20 protein-coding genes are annotated in these 21,024 nt (G+C 69.0%); 9 read left to right on the top strand and 11 right to left on the bottom strand.

The features are described 5' to 3' along the window. Positions 1-205: 205 nt before the first annotated feature. The 3 genes from QMK24_RS01955 to QMK24_RS01945 form a co-directional block, all read right to left on the bottom strand. A complete protein-coding gene (locus tag QMK24_RS01955) occupies positions 206-604 on the bottom strand; it encodes an anti-sigma factor antagonist (protein ID WP_283463253.1) in 399 nt (132 codons plus the stop codon). A gap of 216 nt (positions 605-820) precedes the next feature. Continuing rightward, positions 821-2,278, bottom strand: a complete 1,458-nt coding sequence (locus QMK24_RS01950) for an aldehyde dehydrogenase family protein (RefSeq protein ID WP_283463252.1) — start codon at positions 2,276-2,278, stop codon at positions 821-823. An 83-nt stretch (positions 2,279-2,361) separates the two neighbouring features. Then, positions 2,362-3,228, bottom strand: coding sequence for a Sco1979 family transcriptional regulator (locus QMK24_RS01945; protein WP_283463251.1), 867 nt, complete (start codon positions 3,226-3,228; stop codon positions 2,362-2,364). Between the two features lie 181 nt (positions 3,229-3,409). Here QMK24_RS01945 and QMK24_RS01940 point away from each other — a divergent pair, with 181 nt between their 5' ends. Further along, positions 3,410-3,901: an ATP-binding protein gene (locus tag QMK24_RS01940; RefSeq protein ID WP_283463250.1), complete on the top strand. Its 492-nt coding sequence runs from the start codon at positions 3,410-3,412 to the stop codon at positions 3,899-3,901. Between the two features lie 12 nt (positions 3,902-3,913). Here QMK24_RS01940 and QMK24_RS01935 read toward each other — a convergent pair whose 3' ends face one another. Beyond that, positions 3,914-4,147, bottom strand: a complete 234-nt coding sequence (locus QMK24_RS01935) for a DUF397 domain-containing protein (RefSeq protein WP_283463249.1) — start codon at positions 4,145-4,147, stop codon at positions 3,914-3,916. Between the two features lie 249 nt (positions 4,148-4,396). Here QMK24_RS01935 and metG point away from each other — a divergent pair, with 249 nt between their 5' ends. Beyond that, a complete protein-coding gene (gene metG / locus QMK24_RS01930; protein WP_283463248.1) occupies positions 4,397-6,124 on the top strand; it encodes a methionine--tRNA ligase in 1,728 nt (575 codons plus the stop codon). A gap of 106 nt (positions 6,125-6,230) precedes the next feature. On the opposite strand, the gene aspS is transcribed toward metG, so the two are convergent. Then, a complete protein-coding gene (aspS, locus tag QMK24_RS01925; RefSeq protein ID WP_283463247.1) occupies positions 6,231-7,997 on the bottom strand; it encodes an aspartate--tRNA ligase in 1,767 nt (588 codons plus the stop codon). Positions 7,998-8,117: 120 nt separating this feature from the next. Between aspS and QMK24_RS01920 the strand changes: the two genes are divergently transcribed. After that, positions 8,118-10,172, top strand: a complete 2,055-nt coding sequence (locus QMK24_RS01920) for an ATP-binding SpoIIE family protein phosphatase (protein ID WP_283463246.1) — start codon at positions 8,118-8,120, stop codon at positions 10,170-10,172. A gap of 41 nt (positions 10,173-10,213) precedes the next feature. Here the strand turns inward: QMK24_RS01920 and QMK24_RS01915 are convergent, their stop codons facing one another. Together QMK24_RS01915 and QMK24_RS01910 are read right to left on the bottom strand one after the other, a co-directional pair. Next, positions 10,214-11,188, bottom strand: a complete 975-nt coding sequence (locus QMK24_RS01915; protein ID WP_283463245.1) for a pirin family protein — start codon at positions 11,186-11,188, stop codon at positions 10,214-10,216. Between the two features lie 124 nt (positions 11,189-11,312). After that, positions 11,313-11,762, bottom strand: coding sequence for an SseB family protein (locus QMK24_RS01910; protein WP_502962429.1), 450 nt, complete (start codon positions 11,760-11,762; stop codon positions 11,313-11,315). A 125-nt stretch (positions 11,763-11,887) separates the two neighbouring features. Here QMK24_RS01910 and QMK24_RS01905 point away from each other — a divergent pair, with 125 nt between their 5' ends. After that, positions 11,888-13,714 carry an acyl-CoA dehydrogenase gene (locus tag QMK24_RS01905; protein ID WP_283463244.1) on the top strand — a complete coding sequence of 609 codons (1,827 nt, stop codon included), beginning with the start codon at positions 11,888-11,890 and terminating at the stop codon, positions 13,712-13,714. 61 nt (positions 13,715-13,775) lie between these two features. On the opposite strand, the gene QMK24_RS01900 is transcribed toward QMK24_RS01905, so the two are convergent. Continuing rightward, positions 13,776-14,033, bottom strand: coding sequence for a hypothetical protein (locus QMK24_RS01900; RefSeq protein WP_283463243.1), 258 nt, complete (start codon positions 14,031-14,033; stop codon positions 13,776-13,778). Here QMK24_RS01900 and QMK24_RS01895 point away from each other — a divergent pair. After that, entirely contained in the window at positions 14,032-14,457 is a 426-nt protein-coding gene (locus tag QMK24_RS01895) for a hypothetical protein (RefSeq protein WP_283463242.1), read from the top strand. The two genes, QMK24_RS01900 and QMK24_RS01895, sit on opposite strands and share 2 nt — an antisense overlap. Before the next feature lie 16 nt (positions 14,458-14,473). Further along, positions 14,474-14,929, top strand: coding sequence for a GNAT family N-acetyltransferase (locus QMK24_RS01890; RefSeq protein WP_283463392.1), 456 nt, complete (start codon positions 14,474-14,476; stop codon positions 14,927-14,929). On the opposite strand, the gene QMK24_RS01885 is transcribed toward QMK24_RS01890, so the two are convergent. Together QMK24_RS01885 and QMK24_RS01880 are read right to left on the bottom strand one after the other, a co-directional pair. After that, entirely contained in the window at positions 14,908-15,576 is a 669-nt protein-coding gene (locus tag QMK24_RS01885; protein WP_502962439.1) for a class F sortase, read from the bottom strand. The genes QMK24_RS01890 and QMK24_RS01885 overlap by 22 nt on opposite strands. A 99-nt stretch (positions 15,577-15,675) precedes the next feature. Next, complete coding sequence (locus tag QMK24_RS01880) at positions 15,676-16,614, bottom strand: hypothetical protein (protein ID WP_283463240.1); 939 nt, start codon at positions 16,612-16,614, stop codon at positions 15,676-15,678. Positions 16,615-16,928: 314 nt separating this feature from the next. Between QMK24_RS01880 and QMK24_RS01875 the strand changes: the two genes are divergently transcribed. Then, positions 16,929-18,218 (top strand): M18 family aminopeptidase, encoded by a 1,290-nt coding sequence (locus QMK24_RS01875; protein WP_283463239.1) that lies wholly within the window; start codon positions 16,929-16,931, stop codon positions 18,216-18,218. Between the two features lie 97 nt (positions 18,219-18,315). After that, positions 18,316-18,540, top strand: coding sequence for a DUF6458 family protein (locus tag QMK24_RS01870; protein ID WP_283463238.1), 225 nt, complete (start codon positions 18,316-18,318; stop codon positions 18,538-18,540). 88 nt (positions 18,541-18,628) lie between these two features. Here QMK24_RS01870 and QMK24_RS01865 read toward each other — a convergent pair whose 3' ends face one another. Continuing rightward, positions 18,629-20,452, bottom strand: coding sequence for an NHL domain-containing thioredoxin family protein (locus QMK24_RS01865; protein ID WP_283463237.1), 1,824 nt, complete (start codon positions 20,450-20,452; stop codon positions 18,629-18,631). A gap of 40 nt (positions 20,453-20,492) precedes the next feature. On the opposite strand from QMK24_RS01865, the gene QMK24_RS01860 reads away from it, so the two are divergent. After that, on the top strand, positions 20,493-20,999 hold the full coding sequence (locus tag QMK24_RS01860; RefSeq protein ID WP_283463236.1) for an LURP-one-related/scramblase family protein: 507 nt from the start codon (positions 20,493-20,495) through the stop codon (positions 20,997-20,999). The last annotated feature ends 25 nt before the right edge of the window (positions 21,000-21,024 follow it).

Here is a 21,024-nt window from a genome sequence, read left to right as displayed (position 1 = left end):
CCTTGGGGCTCTCGTTGTGCTCGAAAGCGTCCAGGTTCTCCCTCACCTCGGTCGCGCGGTGCTTCGCCTGAGCGGCATCCACTTGCTCGGCATGCCTCATGCCCTTGGAATGGGCGCTACGGGCTGCGTGCTTGGCCATGGCCATTTCCTCCTGAAAGGTGTCCGATTCGGACACCATCAGGCAAACACCAATCATCCGGACCCGCTACCCGCCGGCGAGGGCCCGCGCGAGGGTGGGGACCGGCTGGAAGACCTCGTTCAGACCGGTGAGGCGCAGCAGCTTCAGCGTCGCCGGGCGGTCGCAGACCAGCCGCAGCCGTCCCCCGCTCGCCATGACACGGCGGCGGGCACGGCAGAGCAGGGACAGGCCGTAGCAGTCGAGGAACTCCAGCCGTCGCAGATCGACGATGACCAGCAGGGGCGGCGGCCCGCCGGAGACCAGGTCCAGATGCGGGGCCACGAACCTCCCGGTGTCGATGTCCAGCTCGCCGCACAGCTCCACGACGGTGAACTCGACGATCCGGTAGGTGCGGGCATACGGATTGGGCGGCGGGATCAGATGCGGCGAACCGGGCGGTGTGTCGTCACGGTCACCGTCCTGCACCGATGTCCCCCTCCCGCGGTCGGCCGTCCGAGCGACCACCGGGGCCTGGGGTGACCTACCGTAACCGTAGCCTCGGGGAATTGGCGCAGGGGAGACCACAGCCCGGAACAGATGCCCATCTTCACCCGTTCGAGTGAAGATCAATATGACGGACCGTCGATCGGCCGGAACGGGGACATCGGTAGGAACATCGGTGGCCGGCCAGTCGGAGGCCGGTCAGAACGGGAAGCGGCTGCGCCCGTGCTGGACCGAGATCCACTTCACCGTGGTGAACGCGTCCACCGTGGCATCGCCGTTGAGCCGGCCCAGTCCCGAGGACTTCTCGCCGCCGAAGGGCACGATCGGCTCGTCGGCGATGGTGCCGTCATTGATGTGCATCATGCCGGTGTCGATGCGCTGGGCGAAACGCACCCCGCGCTCGATGTCACCGGTGTGAACGGCGCCGCTGAGCCCGAACGGGGTGTCGTTGGCGATCCGCACCGCCTCGTCCTCACCGTCGAAGGGCACCACAAGGACGACGGGGCCGAACAGCTCGCGTCGCAGGATCGGGGCGTCCGCGGGGAGATCGCCGAGCACCGTCGGTGACACCAACGTGCCGTCGGCCTCGCCGAGCAGCAGCGCCGTGGCGCCCGCCTCGATGGCCTGGGCGATCTCCGTCGTGATGCGCTCGGCCTGGGTGGCGTTGATCAGCGGGCCGATCTGGGTGGCCGGGTCGGCCGGGTCGCCGACCCGCAGCGAGGCGACCTTGGCGACGAATTTCCGGGTGAACTCCTCCTCCACCGAGCGGTCCACCAGGACGCGGTTGGCCGCCATGCAGACCTGGCCCTGGTGGGCGAAGCGGCTGAAGACCGCGGCGTCGACCGCGTAGTCGAGGTCGGCGTCGTCCAGGACGACGAGCGCGCTGTTGCCGCCCATCTCCAGCACCGTCCGCTTGAAGTGCGAGGCGGCGACCGTGGCCACATGCCGGCCCACATGGTCGGAACCGGTGAACGAGATCACCTTGGGCACCGGGTGCTCGATGAAGGCGTCACCGATCTCGGCTATGTCGGTGATGACGACGTTGAACAGACCGGCGGGCAGCCCCGCCTCCTCGAATATCTTCGCGATCAGCGTGCCGCCGACCACCGGGGTGTTCTGGTGCGGCTTGAGCACCACGGCGTTGCCGAGCGCCAGCGCGGGGGCGATCGACTTCAGACCCAGGAAGAGCGGGAAGTTGAACGGGCTGATCACCCCGACGACGCCGACCGGCCGCCGGTAGAGGCGGTTCTCCTTGCCGTCCACCGGGGACGGCAGGATGCGGCCCTCCGGATGCAGCGCGAACTGCATCGCCTGGCGCAACATGTCCTTGGTGAGGGCGAGTTCGAAGCCGGCCTTGAGGTAGGTGCCGCCCAGTTCGGCGATGATCGTCTCGGTGATCTCCTGCTCGCGGTCCTCGACCACCTTCAGCGCCCGCTCGAAGACCAGCCGGCGCTCGTACGGATTCACCTCGGCCCAGAGCCGCTGAGCGCGCTCAGCGGCCCGGTAGGCCTGGTCGACCTCGGCGGTGGTCGCCACGGTGATGGAGGCCAGCTTGTCCCCGTTGAAGGGATTGAAGTCGACGATGTCCCAGGAGCCAGAGCCGGAGCGCCACTCCCCGTCGATGTACTGGAGAGCCAACTCGGAGAAGTACGACACTTTATCCCTTTCGCGGTGACCGGCGAGGCGCGCGTTGGTGATGCTGTGTCATATTACCTACGTATCAAGCCTGTTGATGCGAATCAGGCCTCTTGATGGATCGTCCGGAGCCGCTCGAGCGAACGCTCGGTGGAAAGACTGTCCGCACACAGCCTTTCCATGGTCCTGTCGTAGAAGTCCACTTCCTCACGCTTGTCGATATACAGCGCGCTGGTGAGCTGCTCCAGATAGACCAGATCGGACAGATCCGACTCGGGAAAACGGAGCAGGGTGAATGCGCCGCCGCCCGCCGCATGGCCGCCGATTTCGAACGGCAGGATGTGGACGGACACATTCGGCTGCTGGGCGATCTCCATCAGATGCTGCAACTGGCCTCGCATGACGTCGCGTCCGCCGAACGGCCGGAGCAGCGCGCCCTCATCCATGACCGCGACGAAACGCGGGCCGCGCTCGGACACCAGCAGCTTCTGGCGTTCCATGCGCAGCCCGACCCGGCGCTCGATCTCGGACTTCGCCGCACCGGGGTGTCCGAGCCTGACGACCGCCCGGATGTAGTCCTCGGTCTGCAACAGCCCGTGGATGAACTGGACTTCGAAGGTCCGAATGAGCGAGGCGGACTCCTCGAGCCCCACATATGTCTGGAACCAGACGGGGAGCACATCCCCGTAGCCGTGCCACCAACCGGGCACATTCGCCTCGCGCACGAGCCCGAGGAGCGCGGCACGATCGTCCTCGTCGACCACGTTGTAGAGGGTGAGGAGGTCGGCCACGTCACGTTCCTTGAAGCTCACTCGCCCCAACTCCATGCGGCTGATCTTCGATTCGGACGCGCGGATCGAGTAACCGGCCGCCTCACGGGTGATTCCTCCCGCTTCGCGAAGTCTCCGCAACTGCGCTCCCAGCAGAATGCGTCGCACGATGGACCCGCCTCCCGGCTGCCCTGTGGTCATTTACGTCACGCTCCGCCCCTAGGTCGTGAGCAGTCTGCCACTTCCGCGCTGCGTTGAGTACTCATCCGGTCACACAGCACCATCACGTGCATCAATCCTTGCATCTGCACGTGCATCCGCTCTTGCATACCGTGTGGGCGTTGGGGACCATGGTGTCCGTGCAGATACCCCGGTGGCGCGCATGAGGACTGAGGCCGCAACTGTGCTTGAGCCGTTATGGGATGAAGTGCTCGCCCCTGAGGGCCTCGTTGCCTCCAGCGGCGCCACATGTGAGCTGCCAGGCCGCTTCGAAGCGGTCCGCGACGCCCGTCGGTTCACCCGGGCGACACTTCAGCGCTGGGATCTGGCACCGCTGTTCGACAGCATCGAACTGGTCGCCTCGGAACTCGTCACCAACGCGCTGCGCTATGCCGTACCGCCGGGCACCGCCGGCGCGCCCGTTCACCTCAGCCTGGTGCGGTGGACCTCACGCGTGGTCTGTGCCGTACGGGACCCCAGTGCCATCGGTCCGGTGGCCAGGACGCCCGATTTCGTCGCGGAGTCCGGACGGGGGCTGCACCTGGTGGAGTCCTACAGCGAGACCTGGGGCTGGCATCCGCTCACCGGGGCGGGAAAAGTCGTCTGGGCCCTCTTCCATTCGCCGATCGGAATGAACGAAGACCCGTCGCTATAAGTTCACATCCGGTCACATGAGGTGGTCGAACTCACCGTCCTTGACGCCGAGAATCAGCGATTCGATCTCGGCACGCGTATATATCAGGGCCGGCCCGTCCGGAAAGCGTGAATTGCGTACCGCCACATCCCCGCCGGGCAGCTGTGCCAGTTCCACGCACGTACCGTTCGCGTTGCTGTGCAAGCTCTTCTGCCAGACGACTCCCTGGAGATCTGTCGCGGCCATGCCATTGTGTGTACGGCGCATAAGACTCTCCCCGTAATCCCCGTAACTGCCTTGCCGAGTAAGGCAGATGATAACCGGTTGCCCCAGCACGTGCATGTGCACGTGCATGCGCACGTGCAGTCACCCACTGTGATCAACAACGAGGGCTCAGGACCCGGCCCCGGCTCCCTCCACCGGGAAACAAGAAGGGGTGCCCGGGGGGTCGGATACGATATTGACGGTCCGTAGATCAATCACTCACCCCGCGTAACGAATTGGGAGCAGCCTGCAATGGCTCGACACCTCATCACCAGCGCCCTGCCCTATATCAACGGGATCAAGCACCTGGGCAACATGGTGGGGTCGATGCTCCCGGCCGACGTCTACGCCCGCTACCTGCGCCAGACCGGGCACGACGTCCTCTACATCTGCGCCACGGACGAGCACGGCACCCCCGCCGAACTGGCCGCCAAGGAAGCCGGGCTGCCCGTCGACACCTTCTGCGCCGAGCAGCACCTCGCGCAGAAGGCGGTCTACGACGGTTTCGCGCTGCGCTTCGACCACTTCGGCCGCAGCTCGTCCCCGGAGAACAGCGAGCTGACCCAGCACTTCGCGCGCCGCCTCAAGGCGAACGGCTTCATCGAGGAACGCGCGATCCGCCAGGTCTACTCGCTCGCCGACGAGCGCTTCCTCCCGGACCGCTACATCGTCGGCACGTGCCCGCACTGCGGCTACGACAAGGCCCGCGGCGACCAGTGCGAGAACTGCACCCGCGTCCTGGACCCCACCGACCTGATCGAGCCGCGCTCCGCGATCAGCGGCAGCAGCGCGCTGGAGGTCCGTGAGACCAAGCACCTGTTCCTCCTGCAGTCGAAGCTGGCCGACGAGGTCGAGTCGTGGATCGACGAGGTGGGCGGCGAATGGCCGACCCTCGCGTCCTCCATCGCCCGCAAGTGGCTCACCGAGGGCCTCCAGGACCGCGCAATCACCCGCGATCTGGAGTGGGGCGTTCCGGTCCCGGCCGACACCTGGCCGGAGCTGGCCGCCGAGGGCAAGGTCTTCTACGTCTGGTTCGACGCGCCGATCGAGTACATCGGTTCCACCAAGGAGTGGGCGGACGCCGCCCCCGACGGCGAGACCCGGGACTGGAAGTCCTGGTGGTACGAGGCCGACGATGTCCGCTACACGGAGTTCATGGCCAAGGACAACGTCCCGTTCCACACGGTGATGTTCCCGGCCACCGAGCTCGGCACCCGCGAGCCGTGGAAGAAGGTCGACTACGTCAAGGCCTTCAACTGGCTCACGTACTACGGCGGGAAGTTCTCCACCAGCCAGCGCCGCGGCATCTTCACCGACGCCGCGCTCGAACTGCTGCCGGCCGACTACTGGCGCTACTTCCTGATCGCGAACGCCCCGGAGTCCGACGACACTTCCTTCACCTGGGAGGTCTTCTCCTCCTCCGTGAACAAGGACCTCGCCGACACCCTCGGCAACTTCGTCAACCGCGTCCTGTCCTTCTCCCGCAAGCGCTTCGGCGACGATGTGCCGGCCGGCAGCGCGGCAGGAGAGGCCGAGGCGAAGCTCGGCGAGCAGATCTCCGGGCTCCTGGCCGAGTACGAGGGCCACCTGGACACCCTCCAGTTCCGCAAGGCCGCGGCCGCGCTGCGCGCCCTGTGGAGCGCGGGCAACTCCTATCTGGAGGAGAAGGCCCCCTGGATGGAGATCAAGACCGACCCCGACGGAGCCGCGCTCACCCTGCGCACCGCGATGAACCTCATCCATCTGTACGCGGTGGTCTCCGAGCCGTTCATCCCTTCCTCGTCCGCCGCGATGCGCAGCGCCTTCGCCCTCGCCGACGACACCCGCACCTGGGTCACGCCCGACGAGGCCAGGTCGCTCTCCTTCCTGCCGCCCGGCACCCCGTTCACCGTCCCCCCGGTCCTCTTCGCCAAGATCACCGAAGAGGACCTCGAGACCTACCGCGAGCGCTTCGGCGGCAACCCGGACACCGCCGTCTAGCCCGGACCTCTGGACATGGCGAAGGCCGCCCCATTGATCGGGGCGGCCTTCGCCATGTCCGGGTACCGGGTGCCTGCGGGCCGCTCCTGCGGCTCAGCGGCTCAGGTCAGACCTTCGGTGCCGGCTTGCGCGGCGCGATGTTCAGTTCGCGCAGCCGGACGTCGTCCACCTCGCTCGGCGCGCCCATCATCAGATCCTGGGCGTGCTGGTTGAGCGGGAAGGCGATGGTCTCGCGGATGTTCGGCTCGTCCGCCAGGAGCATCACCATGCGGTCGACGCCCGGGGCGATGCCGCCGTGCGGCGGGGCACCGAAGTGGAAGGCGCGGAGCATGCCGCCGAATTCCTTCTCGACGGTCGCCCGGTCGTAGCCGGCGATCTCGAACGCCTTGTACATGACGGCGGGCTCGTGGTTGCGGATGGCGCCCGACGACAGCTCGGTGCCGTTGCAGACGATGTCGTACTGCCAGGCCAGGATATCCAGCGGGTCCTTGGTCTCCAGCGCTTCCAGGCCGCCCTGCGGCATGGAGAACGGGTTGTGGGAGAAGCCGATCGCGCCGGTGTCCTCGTCCGTATCGAACATCGGGAAGTCGACGATCCAGCAGAATCGGAAGACGTTCTCCTCGAAGTGCCCGGCGCGCTTGGCGGCCTCGACGCGGACCGGCGCCATGATCTTGGAAACCTCGTCGAACTCGCCCGCGCCGAAGAAGATGGCGTGGCCGGGCTTGGCGTCGACGGCGGCCAGCAGGGCCTTGACGTCGTCCTCGGTGAGGAACTTCGCGATCGGACCGGTGAGGGCGTTGTCCTCGCCGACCCGGACCCAGGCCAGGCCCTTGGCGCCCTGCTCGACCGCGTACTCGCCCATTTGGTCGAAGAACTTGCGGGGCTGGGCCGCGGTGTCCGGCACGGCCAGCGCGCGCACGTGCTTGTCGGCGAATGCCTTGAAGCCGGAGCCGGCGAAGACGTCCGAGACGTCGACCAGTTCGAGCTTGGCGCGCAGGTCCGGCTTGTCGTTGCCGTACTTGAGCATCGACTCGCGGAACGGGATACGCGGGAACGGGGAGGTGACGTGGCGGTCACCACCGAACTCCGTGAAGAGGTCGGTCATGACCTTCTCGATGACGCCGAAGACGTCCTCCTGCTCGACGAAGCTCATCTCCATGTCGAGCTGGTAGAACTCGCCGGGCGAGCGGTCGGCCCGGGAGTCCTCGTCGCGGAAGCACGGCGCGATCTGGAAGTAACGGTCGAAGCCCGCGATCATCAGCAGCTGCTTGAACTGCTGCGGGGCCTGCGGCAGCGCGTAGAACTTGCCGGGGTGCACCCGGGAGGGCACCAGGAAGTCGCGGGCGCCCTCGGGGGAGGTGGCCGACAGGATCGGGGTTGCCAGCTCGTTGAAGCCGAGCGCGGTCATCTCCTTGCGGAGGAAGGAGATGACGTCCGAGCGCAGCATGATGTTCTTGTGCATGCGCTGGCGGCGCAGGTCCAGGAAGCGGTTGGTGAGCCGCGACTCCTCGTTGGCGTTGTCCTCGGGGAAGACCGGGAAGGGCAGCGGGTCGGCGGCGCCGAGCACCTCGAAGGCGGTGACGTCGATCTCGACCTCACCCGTCGGGAGCTCGGGGTTCACGTTCTCGGCGCTGCGCGCGAGCACCCGGCCGTCGATGCGGACGACGGATTCCTTGGACTGGCTGCTGAGCTCCTCGTACGCGGGCGAGCCCGGCCGCACGACCAGCTGGACGAAGCCGTAGTGGTCCCGGAGGTCGACGAAGAGGACGCCGCCCAGATCGCGGCGATTGTGCAGCCACCCGGACAGGCGGACGTCGGTGTCGACGTCAGTGGCGCGCAGCTCGCCGCAGGTGTGGGACCGGTACCGATGCATCGTTCATCCAAGTCGTCGGATTTCGGTGAAGGAGCCCAGAAGGGGCCCGTCACAGCGTACCGGCGCCAGGACGTGCACCCCCATTCGTATGAGTCGGCCAAACCCTCCTAAACTGATCCAATGCGCACCGAGGACGTTCTGGCAGCCGTCGGCACGGGGCTGTGGCACTGGGACGAGACCGCCGGCACCGTGGCGCTCGACGCGACGGCGGCCCGGCTGCTGGGGCTGCCCGCGGAGCCCGGCACCTCCCGGTCCTCCGCCGTACGCGCCTGTCTGCACGCCGAGGACTTCGTGGCGCTGAACGGCGCGCTGGCCCTCGCCCGCGCCGAGGGCACCGTGCTGGAGTCCCAGATGCGGGTGGTGGGCGACGACGGCAGCATCACGCGGACCATCCGGCTGAGGATGCGGCCGAGCGGCCGGCACACCATGGCGGGGACGCTGCACGAGGCGCGCGGAGCGGCGCCGGGCGGCCCGGCCCCCGCCGGGGACTGGCGCCGCGCCCGGGAGGCCTTCCTGCTGGACGCCGGGCGGGCGCTGGCCGAAGCGGACAGCACCGCCGAGGTGCTGCGGGTCGCCGCGACGCTGTCCATGCCCGGGTTCTCGCCCGACGGCCTGGCCGTCTTCGGGGTCCAGGGAGACCGGCTGTCGGTCATCGGGCACCACGGCCACGCCGTCGGCGCCGACGGACCGTTCATGGACATGCCGATGGCCACCGACTACCCGGCCGCGCTGGTGGTCCGCACCGGGCGGGCGATCTATCTGCCCACCGCCGAGGCGTACGAGCAGCGCTTCCCGGTCACCTGGCCGCTCGCCGAACCGTTCGGCCGCTCCTCCTGGGCCTTTCTGCCGCTGGTGGTCGCGGGCAGCACCATCGGCGCCTGGATGGCGGCCTTCCGCGAACCGGTCGGCTTCACCCCGGACGAGCGCTCCGTCCTCACCACCGTCGCCCGGATGCTCGCCCAGGCGCTGTCCCGCGCCCATCTGCACGAATCCGAGAGGGAACTCTCCGACGGCCTGCAGCGCACCATGCTGCCCACCCGCGGTCCCGACATCGACGGCATGGCGGTCGCCGCGCGCTATGTCCCCACCGGCGGCGGGCTGCAGGTCGGCGGCGACTGGTACGACGTGATCGGCCTGCCGTCCGGCCGCACCGCGCTGGTCATCGGCGACGTCCAGGGACATGACGTACGCGCCGCCGGCCTGATGGGCCAGCTGCGGATCGCGCTGCGCGCCTACGCCGCCGAGGGGCACCATCCCGACGCGGTGCTCTCCCGCACCTCGCGCTTCCTCGCCGGACTCACCGACCCCGACCACCGCGACGACGACCGGTTTGCGACCTGTCTGTATCTGGAGGCCGACCCGGCGACCGGCACCCTCGACGTCGTACGGGCCGGGCATCCGGAACCCGCCATCCGGCTGGGCGACGGCACGACGATCGTCCGGCGTACCGCGGGCGGCATGCCGCTGGGCATCGCCCCCGACAGCGACTACCCGACCACCCGGCTGGTGCTGGAGCCCGGCGAAACACTGCTGATCTGCACGGACGGGCTGATCGAGACCGGCGGCCACGATCTGGGCACCGGCTGGAAGCGGCTGCGCGCCGCCCTGGAGACCGGGCCCTCGGACGATCTGGAGGCACTCGCCGACCATCTGGTGGGGGCCGTGCACGGACCCGCCTCGCACCACACAACCGGGCCGCTGGCCGACCGCCGCGAGGACGACATCGCGCTGATGCTGCTGCGCCGCGACCCCGACGGGCCGAGCTGCGCGGTGCCCGTCCGCAGGACGGTGCTGACCGTCTCGCAGAGCGCGCCCCGGCAGATCCGCGAGTCGCGTCACGAGATCCGCGCCCTGCTGCACGACTGGGCCGCCCCCGACCAGGTGGACGCGGCGGTGCTGCTGGTGTCCGAGCTGATCACCAATGTGCTGGTGCACACCGACGAGGACGCGGTGCTGACCGCCCGCCTGATGGGCATGCCCGGCACCCGGCGGCTGCGGATCGACGTCGGCGACCGCAGCGACGACATGCCGCATCGCCGAAGCCCCGGCGAGATGGCCTCGTCGGGGCGTGGGCTGCTGCTGATCGAGGAACTGGCCGACGCCTGGGGCGTCGATCCCCGGGGCGACGGGAAGACGATCTGGTTCGAGATCTACGAGGCCGCCGCCGTCGGATGACCGCCGGTTCCGTGCCTGATCAGGCCTTGATCAGGCCTTGATCAGGCTTTGATGAGGCTTGATGAGGCCTGTCCCGCCGGGATCCGGCCGAGGAGACCGGCCTGGAAGTCCTCGAAGGCCTGCGCCAGCTCGGCGTGGGTGTTCATCACGAACGGCCCGTACTGCATCATCGGCTCGCGGATCGGCCGGCCGCCGAGCAGCACGACCTCGAAGTTCGGGCTGCGCGATTCCTGCGTCTCGTCCGCCTTGATGGTGAGCGAGTCGCCCTTCCCGAAGACGACCGTCTGCCCGGTGCGGAACGGACGGGCCGTCAGGCCTGCCGTGCCGCGCCCGGCCATACCGTACGCGAGGGCGTTGAAGTCCGGCCGCCAGGGCAGCGTCAGTTCGGCGCCCGGGTTGAGCGAGACGTGGATCATCGTGATCGGGGTGTGGGTCGCCCCCGGGCCCTCATGGCCGCCGAGGTCGCCCGCGATCAGCCGGATGAGCGCCCCGCCGTCCGCGGATGTCAGCATCCTGACCTGGGCGCCGCCGATGTCCTGGTACTTGGGCAGCATCATCTTGTCGCTCTTCGGCAGGTTCACCCACAGCTGGAAGCCGTGGAAGAGCCCGCCGCTCACGACCAGCTCCTCCGGCGGCGCCTCGATGTGCAGCAGGCCGCTGCCCGCCGTCATCCACTGGGTGTCGCCGCCGTTGATCACGCCGCCGCCACCGTTGGAGTCCTGGTGCACGAAGGTGCCGTCGATCAGGTACGTCACGGTCTCGAAGCCGCGGTGCGGGTGCCAGGGGGTGCCCTTGGGCTCGCCCGGCGCGTACTCCACCTCACCCATCTGGTCCATCATGATGAACGGATCGAGGTGCTTGTAGTCGATGCCCGCGAACGCGCGGCGGACGGGGAAGCCCTCGCCCTCGAAACCGCTCGGCGCGGTGGACACGGCCAGCGCCTGGCGTGGCACCGCGTCGGCGGGCGCGGAGACGCGCGGCAGGGTCAACGGGTTCTCGACGGTCACGGCAGGCATGGCGGTCCTCCTCATGTTCTGCATCCAACTTAGTTGAATAGTGAACAGTCGGCAAGGCGTGACATATTCCCGCAGGTCAGTGGGGTGGTGTTCCGTCCTCTAGCCGTACACGCAGTGGTGGCGGCTAGCCATACATCCGGCGCATCGTGAATTCGACCATCTGTTCCACAGCCTTGGCGTCGAACACCATCCGGTGCTGGCCGTCGATGTCGAGCACGAAGCCGTAGCCGGTCGGCAGCAGATCGAGCACCTCGGCGCCGGTGATGACGAAGTACTTGGACTCCTTGCCCGCGTACCGGCGCAGCTCCTTGAGCGAGGTGAACATCGGGATCACGGGCTGCTGCGTGTCGTGCAGCGCCAGGAAGCCGGGGTTCTCGCCGCGCGGGCAGTAGACCTTCGACGTCGAGAAGACCGCCTGGAAGTCCTCCGCCGACAGAGAACCGGTGGTGAATGCGCGCACAGCGTCCGCGAGGGAGGGTGGGGACGGCTCGGGGTACACCCCCGGCATCGGGGCAGCGTCGGGCGGATGGCCGGGCGGCGGGCCGGGATGCGAGGTCTGGTCGTAGCCGTACACAGACCCAAGACTAGCGAGTGTCGGGTCACATCCGGGCCGTAAGGGGTTGCTTCTTATTACCGACGGGTAGCATCATTCTGTACTACTGCCACGTAACTGATCGAGTGCGATACGGAGCCGTCGTCATGGGCCACTACAAGTCCAACCTCCGCGACATCGAGTTCAACCTCTTCGAGGTACTCGGCCGCGACAAGCTCTACGGCACCGGCCCGTTCGCCGAGATGGACGTGGAGACCGCCAAGAGCATCCTCAGCGAGGTCACGCGCCTCGCCGAGAACGAGCTGGCCGCGTCCTTCACCGACGCCGACCGCAACCCGCCGGTCTTCGACCCGGCGGACAACACCGCCCCGGTGCCGGACACGTTCAAGAAGAGCTACCAGGCCTACATGGACTCCGAGTACTGGCGTCTGGGCATCCCCGAGGAGATCGGTGGCACGAAGACCCCCGCCTCCCTCATCTGGTCGTACGCGGAGCTGATCCTCGGCTCCAACCCGGCCATCTGGATGTACTCCTCCGGCCCGGCCTTCGCCGGCGTCGTCTTCGAGGAGGGCACCGAGGAGCAGGCGAAGGTCGCCAAGCTCATGGTCGACCGCCAGTGGGGCGCCACGATGGTGCTGACCGAGCCCGACGCGGGTTCCGACGTGGGCGCCGGCCGCACCAAGGCCGTGCAGCAGGAGGACGGCTCCTGGCACATCGAGGGCGTCAAGCGCTTCATCACCTCGGGCGAGCACGACATGTCCGAGAACATCATCCACCTGGTGCTGGCCCGCCCCGAGGGCGCCGGCCCCGGCACCAAGGGCCTGTCGCTCTTCATCGTGCCGAAGTACGACTTCGACTGGGAGACCGGCGAGCTGGGCGAGCGCAACGGCGCCTACGCCACGAACGTCGAGCACAAGATGGGCCTCAAGGCCTCCAACACCTGCGAGATGACGTTCGGCGACCAGCACCCCGCCAAGGGCTGGCTGCTCGGCGACAAGCACGACGGCATCCGCCAGATGTTCCGCATCATCGAGTTCGCCCGGATGATGGTCGGCACGAAGGCCATCGCCACCCTCTCCACCGGCTACCTGAACGCGCTGGAGTACGCCAAGGAGCGCTTGCAGGGCCCGGACCTCGCGCAGTTCATGGACAAGTCCGCGCCGAAGGTCACCATCACCCACCACCCGGACGTGCGCCGCTCGCTGATGACGCAGAAGGCGTACGCCGAGGGCATGCGCGCCCTGGTCCTCTACACCGCTTCGGTCCAGGACCAGATCGTGGTCCAGGAGGCCGCGGGCGAGGACGCCAAGTCCCTGATCAGCCTCAACGATCTTCTCCTCCCGATCGTCAAGGGCTACGGCTCGGAGAAGTCGTACGAGCAGCTCGCCCAGTCCCTGCAGACCTTCGGTGGCTCCGGCTACCTGCAGGAGTACCCGGTCGAGCAGTACATCCGGGACGCCAAGATCGACACCCTCTATGAGGGCACCACGGCGATCCAGGGTCAGGACTTCTTCTTCCGCAAGATCGTCCGCGACCAGGGCCAGGCACTGACCACCCTGTCCGAGGAGATCAAGAAGTTCCTCGCCGAGGCCGTCGGCGGCGAGGAGCTGGCCGCCGCCCGCGAGCAGCTCGCCAAGTCCGCCGTGGACCTGGAGGCCATCGTCGGCACCATGCTGACCGACCTGGCCGGCACCGAGAAGGACGTCCGGTCCATCTACAAGGTCGGCCTGAACTCCACCCGCCTGCTGCTCGCCTCCGGCGACGTCGTCATCGGCTACCTGCTGCTGCGCGGCGCGGCCGTGGCCGCGGACAAGCTGCCGACCGCCGGCCCGAAGGACACCGCCTTCTACACCGGCAAGATCGCGGCCGCGAAGTTCTTCGCCGCCAACATCCTGCCGAACGTCGGCGTCCAGCGGTCGCTGGCCGAGGCCGTCACCCTCGACCTGATGGACCTGCCGGAAGCCGCGTTCTAAGCCGCACGGCACCATCGCGCTACGGGCTCCCCCGCCACCCGGCGGGGGAGCCCGCGGCCGTTCACACGGAAGCCTCGCGCTGCGCGGCCTCGACGATTTCCCGGATTGCAGCGAGCACCGGGCGCAGCGCGTCCCGGTCGGTCGTGGCTTCCGCCATCGCTTCCAGCGTATCCAGCCTGACGGCCCGGGCCGGGTAACGGTGGATGGCGACGTACTCCCCCCACCACTGCAGGAACCCCTGGAGCCGGGCGATCGTGCTCTGCGCGGCGGCCTGCTCCGCAGCCTGATCCAGGTGTGCGACAAAGCTCGGCAGCGGCATGGTGAAGATCTACAACCACACGGGCAGCACGGACGTCATTGTCGATCTGTTCGGCTACTACAGCCCGGACGGCGAGGCGCTGTTCACCCCGGTGACCCCGACCCGCGTGACGGACACCCGCACCGGCAGCGGTCAGCCGGTCGGCTCCGGGGCCACCCTGCGCGTGCCGTCCGGCGCGCCGGCCGGAGCGTCCGGGGCCGTGCTCAACGTGACCAGTACCGGGTCGCCGACCGGCGGCTACCTGACGGTGTGGGCGGACGGCAACCAGCGGCCCGCCACGTCCAACGTCAACTTCACCGCCGGGCAGACCGTACCGAACCACGTCACCACCCCCCTGGGTGCGAACGGCATGTTCGACGTGTACAACTCCAACGGCAGGACGCATGTGGTGGCGGACGTGTTCGGTTACTTCACCAAGCCGTAGCCGCAGCCGCAGTTGAATCCGCACAAGGGCCCCGACCGGACTGCTCACACCCGAACAGGCCGCGGCCTCGGTGGCCCGCTTCCAGACCGACTTCGATCAGCGGGGCTTCGGCTGGTGGGCGGTCGAGGTGTCCGCCACCGGCGAGTTCATCGGCTTCGCCGGGCTGGACCAGGTCGACGACGGCTTCCCCTTCACCGGAGTGGAGATCGGCTGGCGGCTGGCCCGCTCCGCCTGGGGCCACGGCTACGCGACTGAGGCGGCCCGAGCCGTCCTGGCCTTCGGCTTCGAGGCCCTCGCCCTGCCGGAGATCCTCGCGGTGACCACCGCCACCAACGTGCGCTCCCAGGCGGTGATGCGCCGGATCGGCATGACCTACGACCCCGCCGACGACTTCGACGACCCGGAGGTCCCCGAGGGGCCGCTGCGCCCCAGCGTGCTGTACCGGATCCGTCAGGACGTCAGATCGGCGTAGACGATGATGTTGTCCGGGCGGTGGCCGCCGCGCAGTTCGCCACCGCAGGTGATCAGCCGCAGCTCGGGGCGGGCGGTGTCGCCGTACACCTTCTGGGTGGGGAAGGTGTCCTTGCCCACCTGTTCCAGCGCTCGGACGGTGAAGACGGCGGTCGAACCGTCCGCGCGGTCCACCGTGATCCGGTCACCGGCTTTGACCTTCGCGATGTCCTTCAGGACAGCGGGGCCATCGACCGTATCGAAGTGACCGATGAGGACCGCGGGCCCTAGTTCACCGGGCGTGACGCCCTCCTTGTACCAGCCGATGCGGTCCGCCTGCTGGACCGAGGGGACCTCGACCGTTCCGTCGGCGGCCAGCCCCAGGTCCAGCAGCGGACCGGTGTCGACACCCGCGGACGGGATCCGTACCCGGACCGGCTTCGAAGCGGCCATCGGCGCGGGGGCGGTGGCGGGCGGCTTGCCCGTACCCGCCGCATTGCCCGCGCTGGGGTGTCCGGCGGGACCGGCCGGGGTGGTGGCGGAGATGTTGGCGTTCGCGGCGGCGGTGTGGCCGCCGCCGCGAATACCGGAGACGAGCATCCAGCCACCGGCGACCAGCGCCAGAAGACAGGCGACCACGATCCAGCGCGGCCGGGACCCGGTGGGCATGGACATCGGACAGCTCGCTCCTTCAGTTCCTGCGGTTCGTTCAGTTCGTTCAGTTCCTGCGGTTCCTGCCTAAGGCTTCTCCGCTTGGCTGAACGCGGATCAGGCGGTGGCGGCGGCCGAGCGGCGGCGCAGCACCACGAACCCGAGACCCGCCACGGCCGCCGCGGCGGCCGCACCGCCCGCGATGACGAGGGCGGATTTGTCGTTCTGGGTCACCCCTTCCGCACCCGCGGCGACGCTGCCCTTGGGCAGGGTCTTGGTCTGGCCGCCCGTGGGGGTGGTGCCGGTGGTACCGGTCGTGGCGCAGCCCTTGGAGAGCGCCGGGAAGGCCGTCTGGCGGTAGGCGGACGCGGTACCGCCCTGGGTCCGGTCGAGGAACTTCGGCGAGGAGCTGTACGCGCCGGTGATCTTGAGTCCCATCGCCGGGTTCTCCGGGTGCTTGCGGTCCACCGTCGCGACGATCTCGCCGCGACCGCCCTTCAGGACGGCCTTGGGCCCGGCGGCGGGGCTGTTGCTGAGGTCGACCGTGAGCTCGCCGAAGACCGAGTTGATGGTCCTGGTGACCGTGCAACCGTCGTGGGTAACGGTTCCCGGCACACCGGGCTCGCCGAAGCAGCCCTTCGGGGGCTTCGGGAACGCGGTCTTGCGCCAGGGAGTCGGACCGCCCTGGTTCCGGTCCCGGAAGACCGGTGAGAGACCCTCGGCGCCGATGATCTCCAGGCCGTTCCTGGAGTCGGTGCTGTTGTGCTTGTCCACCGTCGCGACGGTCTTTCCCTTCTCGTCCTTCAGGACCGCCTTGGGGCCGGCCGGACCGTCGCTGAGCTCGACCGTCCAGCCCCCGAAGACAGACTTGATGGTCTTGGTGACGGTGCAGCCCTTGGAGCTGCCGGCGTCCTGCGCGGCGGCGGACTTCGTCGCGGTCGGCTTAGCCGTGTCGGCGAAGGCGCCGGAGGCCGGGATGAGGACGGCGCCGGTGACGGCGGCAGCGGTGAGCGCGGCGCGGAAGGCGGTACGGCGGCGTGCGAAACGTACGGACATGGCGGACTCCTGGCCTGACCGGCAAATAGCAAAAGGAATGACGTGGGGCAGATGTGCCGCTGTTCGCCTCGTAGGGACCAAGGAGTCCGGCTGCAGAACGAAATCTACGGATCTTGTGCGACGCCGCCCTCCCGGTTCTGTCACAGGGAGGCAACAGCGGGCCGACAGGCAGAACTTGGGCGACGCGTCCCGGCCACGGACCCGGATCGTCGCCTACCCGGTGGTCGTACCGCTCGGTGGGGGGGAACCCCCGAGTAGTCCCCGGGCCCCCCGCCGGAGGCGCCCGGCATCCGGGGACTTCGTATGCTGGCCCCATGAGCGTCCACCCTCACTTCACCCGCGCCCACACCGATGACCTGATGGCCTTCATACAAGCCAGCCCGTCGCCCTACCACGCGGTGGCGAGCGCCGCGGAACGGCTGGAGAAGGCCGGATTCCGGCGGGTCGAGGAGACCGAGGCGTGGGACGGCGAGACGGGCGGGAAGTACGTGCTGCGCGGCGGCGCGATCATCGCCTGGTACGTCCCCGAGGGCGCCCGTCCCGAGACGCCGTTCCGGATCATGGGCGCGCACACCGACTCGCCGAACCTGCGGGTGAAGCCGCGCCCCGACATGGGCTCGGCCGGCTGGCGGCAGATCGCCGTGGAGCTGTACGGCGGGCCGCTGCTGAACAGCTGGCTCGACCGGGACCTGGGACTCTCGGGCCGGCTGACGCTGCGCGACGGCGGCTCGCGGCTGGTGAACGTCGACCGGCCGCTGCTGCGCGTCGCCCAACTGGCCATCCACCTGGACCGGGGCGTCAACGACAACGGCCTCACGCTGGACAAGCAGCGGCACATGCAGCCGATCTGGGGCCTCGGCGAGGTCAATGACGGCGACCTCATCGACTTCCTGGCCGATGAGGCCGGGGTGACCGCGTCCGATGTCGTCGGCTGGGATGTGATGGCGCACGACGTACAGCCGCCCGCCCACCTGGGCCGCGACCGCGAGCTGCTGGCCGCACCCCGGATGGACAACCTGCTGTCGGTGCACGCCGCCACGTCCGCGCTGGCGGCCGTCGCCGGGCAGGAGCTCGCGTACATCCCCGTCCTCGCCGCCTTCGACCACGAGGAGAACGGCAGCGAGTCCGACACCGGAGCGCAGGGCCCGCTGCTCGGCAACGTCCTGGAGCGGTCCGTGCATGCGCGCGGCGGCGACTTCGAGCACCGGCAGCGCGCGCTGGCCGGCACGGTGTGCGTCTCGTCCGACTCCGGGCACGCGGTGCACCCCAACTACGTGGAGCGGCACGACCCCACCCACCACCCGCGCGCCAACGGCGGTCCGATCCTCAAGACCAACGTCAACCAGCGGTACGCCACGGACGGTTCGGGGCGCGGCATCTTCACCGCCGCCTGCGAGCGGGTCGGGGTTCCGTTCCAGCACTTCGTGTCCAACAACGCCATGCCGTGCGGCACGACGATCGGCCCGATCACCGCGGCACGGCACGGCATCACCACGGTGGACGTCGGTGTGCCGATCCTGTCGATGCACTCCGCCCGCGAACTGTGCGGCGCGGACGACCCGCACCTGCTGGCGAGCGCGCTGAAGTCCTTCATCGAGAGCTGAGGTACCAACTCCCATATGCCGCATGGCCGTTCCGAACCGGGGTAGGCGCCCCCACAGCAACCCGGAACGGCCAAGAGGCACCACGGAGGCAGACATTATGGGCATCGGCGGCTGCATCGCACTGATCGCGGTCGGCGCGATCCTCACTTTCGCGACCGACTGGCACATGTCCGGCGTCAACCTCGACCTGGTGGGCCTGATCATGATGGCCGTCGGAGCGATCGGCGTCGCGGCCTACGTCAGCATCTTCAAGCGGCGGCGGCTGCAGCCCGGCCTCCGCGGCGGCGACCCGCTCGTCGAGGAGCGCCGCTACTACGAGTGATGGCAGCGCCGAGGCCGTCACCCGGCCCCGGTAGCGCCACTCAGCCCGTCAGCTCACTCAGCTCACTAGCTCGCTCGTCTCACTCGTCTCACTCGTCCATCCCGGCCAGCACCAGCGCCAGCCGGCCCGTGCCACCGGCGGTCAGCAGGACCGGGACGCCCCAGTCCTGCTGGTGCACATGGCAGGCCGGGTACTCGTTCTCGGGATCGTCGTCGCAGGACGCGGCCATCGCCGACACATGCAGAACACCCTCGGCGATCTCCGGATTCAGCACGAGATCCCGCCCCAGATCCGTCCCCTTGCCCGCGCCCTCCGCCAGGAGATCCGGCGGCGTGGAGCTGACCAGCAGCCGGGTCGAGGGGCCGTAGCGCTCGTCGCGCTTCTGGCCCGCGGGCGCGGTGAAGACCACTTCGAGGCGGAACGGTCCCGCGGCCACCTCGGTGGCCGGCCGCTGGGTCCGGTGCGCGGCCGACTCGACCCGCACCGCCTCCTCGGGCAGCCGCAGCCGGGTGAGCCGGTGCCGGGCCGACTCGACCACCACCACGTCCCCGCCCACCAGCACGGCGTCCGACGGCTCCCGCAGATCGGTCGCGAGCGTGGTCACCTCACCGGTCGCCGGGTCGAAGCGGCGCAGCGCGTTGTTGTACGTATCGCTGATCGCGACCGAGCCGTCGGGGAGCGCGGTGACGCCCAACGGGTGCTGCAGCAGCGCCTGTTCCGCGGCGCCGTCCCGGTGCCCGAAGTCGAAGAGGCCGGTGCCGACTGCGGTCCGCACGACGAATCCGCCGGTCGCGTCCGATGCTCGCTCCACGTACCGCACGGCGGACGATTCCGAGTCCGCGATCCACAGCCGCTCCCCGGCGGCCGCCAGGCCCGACGGCTGGGCGAACCACGCTTCGGCGGCGGGCCCGTCGACCAGCCCCTCGTTCGTGGTGCCGGCCGCGACCCCTACGGTCCCGGTCTCCGGGTCGTACGTCCACAGCTGGTGCACGCCAGCCATCGCGATCCACACCCGGCCGGCGAACCAGGCCACGTCCCAGGGCGACGACAGGGCCACCTCAAGCGCGCGGCCCGACGTCGGGGACCCTTGCCACCACTGGCGGCCGGTCCCGGCGATCGTCGTCACCTTGCCGTCGGCGAGGTCGACGCGGCGCAGCGCGTGGTTCACGGTGTCCGCGACGACGACCGAACCGTCCGCCAGCAGCGCCAGCCCCTGCGGCTCGCTGAACCGCGCCTCGTCAGGACCGCCGTCCATCATCCCGCGCTCGCCGTCGCCGAACCGCCGGACGACCGTCTCGCCGTCCGGCGCCAGCTCCACCAGCGCGTGCCGCGTCGAGTCCGAGACCAGGAAGCCGCCGCCCGGCAGCACCACCGCCTTGCCCGGGAACCGCAGATCGGTCGCCACCGGCTCCGGCGCCACATACGGCCCCGCGCCCCGCCGCAGCGTCCCCTTGCCGGCGTGCTCCGCCTCCAGCTCCGTGACCAGCGTCTCCAGCGCGTGGGCATGCCCCTCGCCCGCGTGCTGCGCGACGATGTAGCCCTCCGGATCGATCACCACCAGCGTCGGCCACGCCCGCACCGCGTACTGCTTCCAGGTGGTCAGCTCGGGATCGTCGAGCACCGGATGGTGCACCTCATACCGCTCGACCGCGTCCACGACCGCCTGATGCTCCGCCTCATGCACGAACTTCGGCGAGTGCACGCCGACGATCACGACGGTGTCGCGGTGCTTCTCCTCCAGCTCGCGCAGCTCATCCAGAACATGGAGGCAGTTGACACAGCAAAATGTCCAAAAATCAACAATCACGATGCGTCCTCGCAGGTCAGCGAGGGTCAGTTGGTTTTCGCCGGTGTTGAGCCAGCCGCCCTTGCCGACCAGCTCGGGGGCCCGGACGCGCGCACGTGCAGTCATATCCCCATCCAACAGCATGTCCGTGGGTAGACATTCCCCCATGAAATACCTGGTGCGGGAGAAGCTGTTCGCGATCGGTGACGACTACTGGATCGAGGACGAGCGCGGTGAGCGGGCGTTCTATGTGGACGGGAAGGTCCTGCGGATCCGGGACACGCTGGAGCTGCGGGACGCGCGGGGGGCCGAGGTCGCGGTCATCCGGAAGAAGCTCGTGAGTCTGCGGGACGCGATGACGGTGGAGCGCGGCGGGGACGTGCTGGTCACCGTGCGGAAGAAGCGGCTGACGCTGCTGCGGGACGTGTTCCGGGCGGAGCTGGCCTCCGGTGAGGAGCTGGAGGTCCGCGGAGACATCGTCGACAAGGAATTCGACATCGAGTACGAGGGGGAGCGGCTCGCGCGGATCTCCCGGAAGTGGTTCCGGATGCGGGACACCTACTCCATCGATGTGGAACGCGAGGACGCGGACGCGGGGATGCTCATCGCCATCGCGGTGTGCGTGGACCGGCTGGTCGACAAGGAGCACGAGAGGGAGCACGGCGAGGACTGAGCCGGAACGGGGCAGCGCGGCGGAA

This window comes from Streptomyces sp. PH10-H1 (assembly GCF_030063355.1).
In the GTDB taxonomy this organism is placed as follows: domain Bacteria; phylum Actinomycetota; class Actinomycetes; order Streptomycetales; family Streptomycetaceae; genus Actinacidiphila.
This window is presented reverse-complemented; position numbering and strand designations above follow the sequence as displayed.